Annotated in this window: 8 protein-coding genes and 1 pseudogene; 8 read left to right on the top strand and 1 reads right to left on the bottom strand. The window is 38.3% G+C overall.

The annotated features are described in order from the left end of the window. Positions 1-267 precede the first annotated feature (267 nt). From ilvB to ABE34_RS25555, 7 genes are all read left to right on the top strand, one after another. Positions 268-2,034, top strand: coding sequence for a biosynthetic-type acetolactate synthase large subunit (gene ilvB / locus ABE34_RS20660; protein WP_197144331.1), 1,767 nt, complete (start codon positions 268-270; stop codon positions 2,032-2,034). Beyond that, a complete protein-coding gene (gene ilvN / locus ABE34_RS20655; protein ID WP_079562071.1) occupies positions 2,031-2,546 on the top strand; it encodes an acetolactate synthase small subunit in 516 nt (171 codons plus the stop codon). The genes ilvB and ilvN overlap by 4 nt, the downstream gene beginning before the upstream one ends. A gap of 98 nt (positions 2,547-2,644) precedes the next feature. Next, on the top strand, positions 2,645-3,679 hold the full coding sequence (gene ilvC, locus ABE34_RS20650) for a ketol-acid reductoisomerase (protein ID WP_197144330.1): 1,035 nt from the start codon (positions 2,645-2,647) through the stop codon (positions 3,677-3,679). A 447-nt stretch (positions 3,680-4,126) separates the two neighbouring features. Then, complete coding sequence (leuB, locus tag ABE34_RS20645) at positions 4,127-5,227, top strand: 3-isopropylmalate dehydrogenase (RefSeq protein ID WP_197144329.1); 1,101 nt, start codon at positions 4,127-4,129, stop codon at positions 5,225-5,227. Positions 5,228-5,243: 16 nt separating this feature from the next. Next, positions 5,244-6,653, top strand: coding sequence for a 3-isopropylmalate dehydratase large subunit (gene leuC, locus ABE34_RS20640; RefSeq protein ID WP_197144328.1), 1,410 nt, complete (start codon positions 5,244-5,246; stop codon positions 6,651-6,653). 30 nt (positions 6,654-6,683) lie between these two features. Then, positions 6,684-7,274: a 3-isopropylmalate dehydratase small subunit gene (leuD, locus tag ABE34_RS20635; RefSeq protein ID WP_197144327.1), complete on the top strand. Its 591-nt coding sequence runs from the start codon at positions 6,684-6,686 to the stop codon at positions 7,272-7,274. A gap of 276 nt (positions 7,275-7,550) precedes the next feature. Next, complete coding sequence (locus ABE34_RS25555; RefSeq protein ID WP_276569523.1) at positions 7,551-7,682, top strand: hypothetical protein; 132 nt, start codon at positions 7,551-7,553, stop codon at positions 7,680-7,682. A 319-nt stretch (positions 7,683-8,001) separates the two neighbouring features. Here the strand turns inward: ABE34_RS25555 and ABE34_RS25275 are convergent. After that, positions 8,002-8,875, bottom strand: a pseudogene (locus ABE34_RS25275) (transposase); the annotation flags it as partial. 214 nt (positions 8,876-9,089) lie between these two features. Here ABE34_RS25275 and ABE34_RS20625 point away from each other — a divergent pair. Then, positions 9,090-12,709 (top strand): non-ribosomal peptide synthetase (locus tag ABE34_RS20625; protein ID WP_206700838.1); only part of this gene is annotated, 3,620 nt, incomplete at its 3' end.

Raw genomic sequence — 12,709 nt, 5'->3', positions numbered from 1 at the left:
GGATGCGAGTGATTTCGCATAGGTGCATAAATACTACATTTATTCGCGAGGTAGCAATTATTTGCTATAAACAAGGGTGGTACCATGGAAAGTCTTTTTCATCCCTACGCAAGGTAGTTCTTTGCGTGTGGAGAAAAAGGCTTTTTATTTTTTTTAACGACGTTTGAAAGAGTCTGTCATCTCTTTTCAAGGAGAGAACCAGCTAGTAACACTTCAATGATGCGCATTACTGATGTGAAATTGAATGATAAGAAGGAGGCATATTTGATGAGTACGAATGTTTCTATCAATGAAAAAGAAGAATTAGCAACATCAGCAAAAGCTGAACAAACCTATCAAGCGAAAGATGGTGCCGACGTATTAGTGCAGGCACTACATGAACAAGGTGTTGAAATTATTTTTGGTTACCCAGGTGGAGCGGTACTACCAATTTATGATGCCATTTATAAAAATCCGATTCGTCATATTTTAACTAGACATGAACAAGGTGCAATTCATGCAGCGGAAGGTTATGCACGTGTTTCCAATAAACCGGGTGTTGTTATTGCAACTAGTGGACCGGGGGCAACGAACTTAGTAACTGGTATTGCTGATGCGATGATTGATTCTATTCCATTAGTTGTTTTCACAGGTCAAGTATCAACGGCTGTAATTGGTACAGATGCTTTCCAAGAAGCGGATATTATGGGGATTACGACACCAATTACGAAGCACAATTATCAGGTGCAGGATGTTAATGATATCCCGCGTATTGTTAAAGAAGCATTCCATATTGCGAGTACTGGTCGAAAGGGCCCTGTTGTAGTTGATTTTCCGAAAAACGTGTCTCAAATGCTATTTGATGTAGAGACCCCACCACAGGCTCCTGATGAAATATATTTACCAGGTTATCAACCAACGTACAAACCAAATTATTTACAAATTCAAAAGGCTATACAGGCGATTTCATTGGCCAAAAAACCAGTTATTTTAGCTGGTGCTGGTGTTCTTTTCGCAGATGCCAAAGAAGAGTTAACAGCATTCGCTGAAAAATACCAAATTCCAGTAGCAAACACTTTACTAGGACTTGGTTCAATCCATGGAGAGCATGAATTATTCATCGGCATGGCAGGAATGCATGGAACTGTAACAGCGAATACAGCTATAACAAAGTCAGACTTATTGTTGAATATCGGAGCTCGCTTTGATGATCGTTTAACTGGTAATTTGGCGACATTTGCTCCAAATGCGACAATCGTACACATCGATATTGATCCAGCAGAAATTGGAAAAAATGTGCCAACAGACATTCCAATCGTTGCAGATGCTAAAGAAGCTTTAAAAGCATTATTGAAAAAAGACTTCGATTGTCCGGATACAGTAGAATGGCTAACATTCTTAAATAATCATACAAAGGAATATCCATTATGGTACAGCAAGGAGCCGGGGGACAAAGAAGTATTACCGCAGGAAGCATTAGAGCTTGTGCATAAAATTACTGAAGGTGATGCAATTGTCACGACAGATGTTGGTCAGCATCAAATGTGGGCTGCACAATATTATCGATTAAACAATGATCATGGATGGGTAACGTCTGGTGGACTTGGTACGATGGGCTTCGGCTTCCCAGCTGCAATTGGCGCCCAGTTTGCGAAGCCAGACAAAAAAGTTGTTTCCATTGTAGGTGATGCAGGATTCCAAATGACTGCGCAAGAGCTTTCTATCCTGCAAGAATTCAACTTACCGGTAAAAATCGTGATTTTAAATAACAGCTGTTTAGGAATGGTACGCCAATGGCAAGAAACATTTTATGAAGAGCGTTATTCATCTTCGCTTATGCCGATCCAACCAGATTTTGTTAAATTAGCCGATGCATATAATTTGAAGGGCTATCGAATTAACACAATCGATGAAGCGGAAAGTATTTTCCGCGAGGCACTACTTTCTGATGAGCCAGCGTTAATTGATTGTCGTGTAAAACAACTTCAATGTGTTTACCCGATGGTAGCACCAGGCAAAGGCTTACATGAAATGATTGGGGTGAAAAAGAATTGAAACGAGTAATTACAGTAACAGTGATTAACCAAAGCGGTGTTTTAAACCGTGTAACAGGTTTACTTATGAAGCGCCAATTCAATATTGAATCAATCACAGTTGGTCATACTGAACAGCCAAACTTTTCGAAAATGACTTTTGTTGTAAACGTAGAGGATGAGCGTAAAATTGAACAGCTGGTGAAGCAATTATCAAAGCAAATTGATGTGTTAAAGGTCAATGACATAACAGATAAATCAATCGTGCTACGCGAGTTAGCGCTTGTAAAGGTAATTTCACCACCAAATTTGCGACTGGAAATGAATTCAATTGTTGAACCATTCCGGCCACAAATTATCGATACAGCGAAAAACGTTGTCACCTATCAAGTTGTAGGAGATCCAGATAAGATTGATGCCTTTATTGAACTTATTCGACCTTATGGTATTAAAGAATTAACGCGTACAGGAGCTACTGCATCTGTTCGTGAAACACAAAAAATCTCAAATTCGCAGCTCTCTATTTTAAAATAGTTTGCATATAAAATGGATAGCTTTGGATACATAGCCCTTAGTGGTTTACTGGCATCCGAAGTATAAAAAAACAAACCAAAAATTAGGAGGAAACAACAATGGCTACTATGTATTATGATCAAAACATCAACGAGGAAGTATTAAAAGGGAAAAAAATCGCAATCATCGGTTACGGTTCACAAGGTCATGCACATGCCCTAAATCTTAAAGAATCAGGATTCGATGTAGTAGTAGGAGTTCGTCCAGGCGGATCTTTCGATGCAGCAAAAGCGGATGGAGTAGATGTAAAGACTGTTGCTGAAGCAGCGCAAGAAGCAGATGTTATCCAAATTTTACTTCCGGATGAGCGTCAAAAAGCTGTATATGAGGCTGAAATCGCTCCACATCTTGAAGCAGGTAAAGCACTTATGTTTGCACACGGCTTCAACATTCACTTTGGTCAAATTACACCACCAGCAGATGTGGACGTATTCTTAGTTGCACCGAAAGGTCCAGGACACTTAGTTCGTCGTCAGTTCCAAGAAGGTGCTGGTGTACCAGGCTTATTCGCAATCCATCAAGATGCAACTGGTCAAGCAAAAGATTTAGCTCTAGCTTACGGTAAAGGGATCGGTGCAGCTCGTGGGGGTTTACTTGAAACATCATTCAAAGAAGAAACTGAAACTGATTTATTCGGTGAGCAAGCAGTACTTTGTGGTGGCGCAACACAATTAGTAAGAGCAGGTTTTGAAACATTAGTAGAAGCAGGCTACCAACCAGAGTTAGCTTACTTTGAAACTCTTCACGAACTAAAATTAATTGTTGACCTAATGTTTGAAGGTGGTATGGCAACAATGCGGTACTCAGTATCAGATACAGCTGAGTGGGGTGACTATGTTGCAGGACCACGTATTATCGACGACTCCGTAAAAGCTCGTATGAAAGATGTTTTAACGGATATCCAAGATGGCACATTCGCTCGTCGCTGGATCCAAGAAAACGAAAATGGTCGTCCAGACTATACTAAATTCAAAGAAGCTGGTGCAAATCACCAAATCGAAGAAGTTGGTGCTAAATTACGTGCTATGATGCCATTCATCAATGAAGGTAAAGAAAAAGTTGTGAGAGAAGTGGCTACAAGTGCGAAAAATTAATATTTTCGATACAACACAAATTGCCAAGTAACTGGAGCGCCTAGGAGTGACAAGTATTAAAGCAGGTTTTCCTGCTTCGTCACCCGGTGACTTTGATGCGATAAATCAGGAACAGTAAAAAACTCTACCGTAACAGGATTAGCCTGCTGTGTACAAAAAGTATCGACACAACTTGGGAAGCAATCGGCAAAAGCTTATTTAAATGTCGTTAACCGTCATTTGATACAAGCAAACCTTCGTGCACAGCCTGTAAGTTAATCGATCTTCAAGCTTCTTTCTAAATGTCGCAGGTTTTGATGGTAGTGTATGGAATCAGCATAATGCGCATTCTAAACGCAATTATGCAATAACGTGTAGTCGTAATATTGATGACCTCACCTATTAAAATAGGTGGGGGTCTTACTAAAATAGCGTAGTCAACGCTATACAAAGAAAGGTGTTTTGACGATGGAGAAAAAAATTACAGTACTTCCTGGTGACGGAATTGGGCCAGAGGTTGTTGCTTCTGCTGTACGTGTATTACAGGTGATTGGTAAGCGATTCAACCATACATTCCATTTAGGTTATGCAACAATCGGAGGCGCTGCCATCGACCAACACAATAATCCACTACCAAATGAAACAATTGAGATGTGCGAAAATAGTGACGCAGTTTTACTTGGAGCCGTAGGTGGTCCGAAGTGGGATAATAACCCACCTGAATTACGTCCAGAAAAAGGTTTACTACGTATTCGCAAACATTTTGACTTATTCGCAAATCTCCGTCCAGTAAAGGCGTTCCCGAGCTTACTAGATGCTTCCCCATTAAAGCGTGAAGTAGCTGAAAATGTCGATTTAATAATTGTACGTGAATTAACAGGCGGCGTATACTTCGGGGAACCACGTATGCGTACTGAAAATGGCGCGATTGATACAACAGTTTACTCAACTGCAGAAGTTGAGCGTATCGTTGAAAATGCCTTTGAATTAGCACGTTTACGTGAAGGCAAATTATGCTCTGTTGATAAAGCAAATGTACTTGAAACAAGTCGGTTATGGCGCGAAGTAGTAGAAGCGAAGAAAAAGGATTATCCAGATGTGCATGTAGAGCATAATTTAGTTGACTCAGTTGCTATGAAATTAATTACAAATCCTAGTCAATATGATGTGGTAGTTACTGAAAATATGTTTGGAGATATTTTAAGTGATGAAGCATCTGTTATTACAGGCTCTTTAGGCGTACTACCTTCTGCGTCCATTCGCGGAGATAATTTTGGTCTATATGAACCAGTACATGGCTCAGCACCAGAAATTGCAGGTCAAGGTGTCGCTAATCCAGCAGCAACAATTCTTTCAGTTGCTATGATGTTACAATATTCATTTGGCTTAAAAGAAGAAGCGGCAGAAATTGAACGTGCTGTAAGTGCAGTATTTGATGATGGTTATTTCACTGCAGATCTTGCACGTGACGGCGCTCGTATAATGTCGACAAATGAATGGACAGATAAAGTAATTAACGAAATAGATACAAGCTTTGTTTCAGAAAGCATTATGATAACATACATTTAAGAAATGAGTGAAGATAATGGGAAAAAATATAATTGAAAAGATTTGGGATAAACACGTCGTTTATCAGGAAGAGGGCAAACCGGACCTGTTATATATTGATCTCCATTTAATTCATGAAGTCACTTCTCCGCAAGCTTTTGAAGGTCTACGTTTGAACGGACGTCAAGTGCGACGTCCAGATTTAAGCTTTGCGACAATGGATCATAACGTGCCTACCAAAAATCTACCGACGATTCATGATCCAATTGCACGTAATCAAATTGAGACGTTAGCTAAAAACGCTGAAGAATTTGGCGTCGAGCTTGCAGGAATGGGGCACCCTGACCAAGGTATTGTTCACGTAATTGGACCAGAGCTAGGTTTAACTCAGCCTGGTAAAACGATTGTTTGTGGGGACTCTCATACGTCTACACATGGTGCGTTCGGAGCGATTGCCTTCGGTATTGGTACATCTGAGGTAGAGCATGTATTGTCAACACAAACCCTATGGCAAAACAAGCCAAAAACAATGGAAATTCGTGTAGAAGGTGAGCTTCCTGTAGGTGTAGCTGCAAAAGATATTATTCTAGCGATTATTTCTAAGTTCGGTATCGGTGTCGGCACAGGACATATTGTGGAATTCACAGGAGAGGCTATCCACAAACTTTCTATGGAAGAACGGATGACAATTTGTAACATGTCGATTGAGGCGGGTGCAAAGGCAGGGTTAATTTCTCCTGACGAAACGACTGTTGATTATATCCGTGGACGTAAACATGCACCTCAAGGAGAAAAGTTTGAGGAAGCGGCAAATTATTGGTTAAGCTTAGCATCAGATGAAGATGCGACTTATGATACAGTTCGAATCATTCAAGCAGAAGATATAGAGCCAATCATCACTTGGGGAACGAATCCGTCAATGGGTTCAGGTGTGTCAAGTCATGTTCCAACACAAGCGGATTATGAGGATGAATCAGATAGAGCTGCTCTTCGAAAAGCACTTTCTTATATGGGCTTAGAGGAAGGTCAACCATTAACTTCAATCGATATTCAACACGTATTTATCGGTTCCTGCACAAATTCACGCATTAGTGATTTACGTGCAGCAGCAGATGTCATCAAAGGGCGTAAAGTGCATGAAAATGTAACAGCGATTGTTGTACCTGGCTCCTATTCGACGAAACAACAAGCAGAAGCAGAAGGGTTAGATAAAGTCTTTACAGATGCTGGCTTTGAATGGCGTGAGACAGGTTGCTCAATGTGTCTGGCGATGAATGATGATGTAGTACCAGCTGGTGAACGATGTGCATCAACATCAAACCGCAACTTTGAAGGACGCCAGGGAGCGGGTTCTCGTACACACTTAGTTTCACCGCCTATGGCAGCAGCGGCAGCAATTGCTGGTCATTTTGTGGATGTTCGTGAATTCGTAAAGGAAACTGTGTAAATTCCATTTACACGGAAGGGATGATTTCAAATGGAACCAATTAATATCGTAAAAAGTGTGATAACACCACTTGATCGTAAAAATGTCGATACAGACCAAATTATTTCGAAAGAGTTTTTAAAGCGTATTGAGCGTACAGGGTTTGGGCAGTATTTATTTTACCATTGGCGCTTCGACGCAGATGGTAATGAAATAAAAGACTTTGTGTTAAACAAACCTGAATTCAAAGACTCTAAGATTTTAGTAGCACAAGATAACTTCGGCTGTGGTTCTTCTCGTGAACATGCACCGTGGGCTATCTTAGATTACGGCTTCAATGTAGTGATTGCACCATCATTCGCAGATATTTTCCATAATAACTGCTTTAAAAATGGGATATTACCAATCAAACTAACGGAAGCAGAATGTGATGAAATTTTAGCAAAAGGCTTAGAAAAACCGTACACGATGGAAGTCAATCTGGAAGCACAGACAGTAACGGGTGAAGATGGTGGCGTTTATAAATTTAACATCGATCCTTACTATAAAGAAACATTGCTAAATGGTTGGGATGAAATTGCTCTTACCTTTAAATACGAAGAACAAATCGATGCTTATGAAGCAAATCGTATTGCATTTTAATAGTTGACGGGATTTCCTTTTGACTGAAGACAGACTTGTTGTCTTCAGTTTTTTTTTGCTTAAAGAAGGGATTGTTCGGGTAGGAGTGAGAAAAGCATAAGTATTGAAAAAAGCTCTTTGGCAGTTAAATGGCATTATATTATACATTGTTATTTATAATTTGTTAGCCTTCGATATTTTTTTCTATAATTGTCTTGATAATTCACATTAATTATGGTATTAGTTGTGTTTTTAAAATCAAAAAATCAAGATTTTAAGTTGAAGGGAGAGAATGAGATGGATATCCAATCATCATCTATATTACCAGTACTAATCCCGTTAGTATTTGGAAGAGAAGTAAATTTGATTTCGCCAGCATTGTGGGGGTACGGAGACAGCCCAAAGCAAAAGTACATGGCAAAGGCGTAAGCGTAGGGCAAATCCCCTTGTAGAAGTCGCGTGCAACAGTGTTGTAAAGCATGGAGGAATGGTTCAATAATAGACCTGCAGGTGTTACTGGCGGATTACCGGGTAATGGAACAACAGATGGATAAAGTGAAATTTGTAGTGGAAGAATTGGTATCTGGGTGTTTCGTTCCATTTAGACTATTATAATAAACCAAATCCTCAACATAATCTGATTGTTCAGCAAGTACTCCAAGTGCTCGATAGAATTGATTTGAATGAAAATGTGCGGGTTCAAGTAAATCTTTGGAGTGTTCGAATGTTCCCTTTTTCGATGATATTTCTACTCTACTTCATTTAGTAAAATTATAATTCTTTTAAGGTTTACCGCAAAATATCGCGGTCGCCCCTTGTATCTGCATACCAAATAAACCTCGGAATTGGCTTTTTTATATCCGTGTCTATGTTTTATTTCACTATTTTTCTCCTCAATTTTATAGCGTGATTTGGCAATTTCTTTAAATTCATCACTGTTTTGAAACACTTCGTGATCTTGATATTCCGTCGATTTAATTGTCACGGAATAAGTTTTGCTTTTTGCACCTTCCTTGTAACAACCATATCGAAGCAGGCGAATCTTGCATTTTTTCTACATCGAAATAATAAGTATCTCACTGATTTTTACCTTGACGCGCTTTTCTTATCGCCATATGACCAGCCTTACAAACGTACATCTCAGCATCTTTATTAAATTCAAACGTGTCTTCCTTCGAATGTCTACGTTGGGTAATTTTAGGATTTGATTTCACGACTAATTGAAGGTTGTTTTCCTATGCATATTGAATATTTTCTTTTCCTGAATACGCTGTATCTCCAATTATCGTATCAATTTCCATCCCAATCCATTGGCTTTTCACAATCAATTCTTGTAGATATTTCCCATCATTTTTTTCTCCCGTCGTCACAACCGCAGCCGTAATCAATCGCTCATCATTTATCGCCATATGCATTTTATAACCAAAAAACAAAGAGTCAGCCGTTTTATGACCAACACGTGCATCCGTGTCTGTTGAATAATTAAGATGCTCTGCGTAAGATATTTGGTGACTTTTCTACGGTAGAAATAACCTCTTTACAGTCTTCCACTTCATTTCAACATCATCCGAGTTGTTTTTCACGGGAAATTTATCTTTCGTAGAATAATCAATTTGATAGACAGTGCAGAATATTACAAAATCTTGTCTAAAATTGTTAGAAAATTATAAATGTATTATGTTATATTAAAAATGTAATGATATAATAAAAATGTAATGATAAATTAAAAATGTAATGATATAATAAAAAAGTAATAATTAGGGAATTTATAATTAAAAAATATAAAGAAAGGAATAGTATGATATATTGCACATCGATAATCATACAGGTGTATATATGAGTATTGAAAATGAACAAGAGAAAAAAAGTGAACGTTGGATTTTAGCATCTCCAGTTCAAGAAAGAATATATATATCGGATATACTTGAACCGGGTAAGACGAGTAATAATGTTACTACTATGTTTACACTTCAGGGAAATATTGATGAAGAGAAATTGTTGGATTCCTTAAATCAGACAATTAACATTAATGAATTATTAAGAGCAGAATTTAGATATGAAGCGGGAAAACTGGAATATCATATTACCGATAAAAAGATTAATATCGAATTAATTCGATTTGATTCAGATTTAAATCTGGATGAATGTAAGAAAAAAGCATTAGATGGATTTGTAAGACCGTTCAATATGGTTGGTGATACTTTATGTAGGGTACGTGTTGTATTTCTAAATAATCAAATTGCTATTACTCTTCTAGATTGTCATCATAGTATTTTTGATGGTAATAGTGTTTCAGTTTTTGCTAAAGATCTGCAATGCTATTATGAAAATAAGTTTATTGAAAAAAAGGAAGCGTATGAGACTTTTTCCGAGTGGCAGTGGAAGAATGTTAAAAGTGATGAGTATTATGAGAAAAAAGATTATTGGAAAGAGATGTTTTCTGAACCAGCACAAATCAGTGATTTTTGGTGGAGTAATAATGGAGTAAATCTTAAGGTGGATAGTCATTCTTCTGAAGAGAAGATTGTATTGTCAAGAAAGAACATTGCAGAGTTATGTAAAGAACGTGGAATTACAGAGTATTCTTTCTTTGTCTCAGCAATAAGTTTAGCGTTTGGAAGATTGACATCCCAAAAGGATGTTACAATTGGAACAGTAGCATCTGGTAGGATACAGAATTATACAAAAGATATGATTGGAATGTTTGTAAATACATTTCCTGTGAGAAACCTCATTGAGGAAAACGATACGATTACAGAATATCTTTCTAAGGTTCATCAAAACGTAAGACAATCATTAAAAAATTCTGATGTTCAATATAACGAAATTTGTGAAATTGCAAATGCAAGTAATGATAAACCTCCTTTTCAGGTGGCATTAAGATTTCAAGATTCATTCGAAAATGTGCTGGAGTTGGAAAAAATCAGTTGTATGACTGAAGAAATTTTACCAATTGATAATATATTTGATTTTCAAATCATGGTGAATAGATGTAGTGAACGATATGATGTTTTAATAAGTTATTCTAATGGAATCTATGAGAAGGATACAGTTCTGATTTTTTTGAAATATCTCACTCTTGTTATTGATAATATGGTAGATAATTTTAACAATAAATTGGAGAGTATCCCGCTTATTGTTGCGGAGGATTACCAAAAGGTTCTTTTTGATTTCATTGCAGCCAAAACAGATTATCCAAAAGAGAAGACGGTAGTCGAACTGTTCGAAGAACAGGTAGCTAAGACACCAGATCAGATCGCTTTAGTCTTCGAAGGAGAAGAAGTAAGCTACCGAGTGCTGAATGAAAGAGCCAATGTGTTAGCTCATAAGTTAAGAGAGTTGGGAGTAAAACCAGATGACTTTGTAGCGATCATGGCAGAAAGAAGTATCGAGATGATCGCCGGAATTTACGGAATCATCAAGGCCGGTGCCGCTTATGTACCAATTGATCCAACGTATCCAGAAGAAAGAATCGCGTTTATGTTGGAAGACTGTCAGCCAAAGGCAATGTTACTTTACCAGGCAGAGTATGAAACTAACCTATCAAAGATCGACTTAAAAGAAGTAGGAATCTGGGAAGGAAATATCCAGAATCCAGAGAAGGTCAACAAGGCGGAAGACTTGATCTACTGTATCTACACATCCGGAACGACAGGGACACCAAAGGGAACCCTTTTGGAGCACCGTGGGGTTGTAAGTTTAAAATATATGTTTGAACGTAACTTAGAAATTACGCCAGCAGATAATATTATACAGTTTGCAAATTTTATATTTGATGCTTCCGTATGGGAAATGACAATGGCATTGCTAAATGGAGCAACGCTAGTATGCATGCCAGCAATAGTTGGACAAAACCCGAAGGAATTTAGTGAATATTGTAAAAATAATAGGGTAACAGTGGCAACATTACCTCCAAACTACTACCTGCAAAAAGAAGTAGATGTAGAGTTTAGAAAATTGATAACAGCTGGTTCTGAGTCCAGCATGGCATTGATAAAAAAAGTTGGAGATAGTTCATATATAAACGCCTATGGTCCAACCGAGACAACAGTATGTGCTAGCTATTGGGAAAAAGAAGAAAACTGGGATACAACGATTATCCCAATCGGAAAGCCAATCAGTAATACTCAAATATATATTCTGAATGGAGATAACCTCTGTGGCATCGGTGTGCCAGGAGAATTATGTATCGCAGGTGACGGATTAGCCAGAGGCTATCTAAATCGTCCCGAACTGACAGAAGAGAAGTTCGTGAAGAATCCATTTGGCGAAGGAAGGTTGTACCGTTCTGGAGACCTTGCAAGATGGCTGCCAGATGGAAACATTGAATACTTAGGCCGCATCGATGAACAGGTGAAGATTCGAGGATTTAGAATCGAACTAGGAGAAATTGAGAGCCGAATTCGTGAAATCAAAGGTATTCATGACAGTGCAGTAATCGCGAAAGTGGATCAAAACGGTGATCAAGCGCTCTATACATACTATACAGGAGAAAGCGTCAGTGTATCGGAGATAAGAGAACATCTTGCGGGTGTGTTGCCGGAGTACATGATTCCATCCTATATGATGGAAATCGACAGTATTCCTGTGACTCGAAATGGTAAATTGGATAAGAGTGCATTACCAGAAATCGAAGTAAAAGCAACCAGAGAGTATGTAGCACCAAGAAATAAGAAGGAGAGTATGGTATGCGAAGCATTCAGCACGATGTTGAATGTAAAAGAAGTTGGCGTAAAAGAAAACTTCTTTGAACTTGGCGGAGACTCTATTAAGGCAATAAGAATCATATCGAACCTTAGAAATGTCGGATATCATTTAACAGTCAAAGACATCATGAATGGAAAGACGGCTGAAAGAATTGCATTGGTAATGAAAGAAATGGAAAATGAACGTAAATATGAGCAGGGAGAAATAAGTGGATCCGTCACTAAGACTCCTATTATAAAATTGTTTGATTCTTGGAACTTAGAAAAGCCAGAACACTTTAACCAAGCAATGATGTTCCCAGTAGACGGGATTGATAATACACAAATAAAGCAAACAATCGAAGAACTTGTGAAACATCATGACATGTTAAGGGCAGTATACAGAAATCAACAACTCGAAATCCTTCCAATCAGTGAAAGTAAATTGTGTGATTTTTATGAGTTTGATTACCGAGGAAAAGATGACGTCAAGCAGGCCATTCAAGAGCGCTGTAGTAAAATACAGGCGAGCATCAATCTGGAGACTGGTCCGTTAGTAAAAATTGCCGTATTTGAAACAGACCAAGATAAAGTAATGATGTTCTGTGTACACCATCTAGCAATCGACGGTGTATCTTGGCGAATTCTTGCAGAGGATTTTGAAACAGTAGTAGATCAGATTCAGAAGAATGAAGAGATAAGATTACCAGAGAAGACGGCCTCATTTATGGAATGGAGCAAGAAGCTGGAAGAATACGGCGAACAACTATC

The sequence above is a fragment of the Lysinibacillus sphaericus genome (assembly GCF_015844675.1).
Taxonomy (GTDB): Bacteria; Bacillota; Bacilli; order Bacillales_A; family Planococcaceae; genus Lysinibacillus; species Lysinibacillus sphaericus_E.
This window is presented reverse-complemented; position numbering and strand designations above follow the sequence as displayed.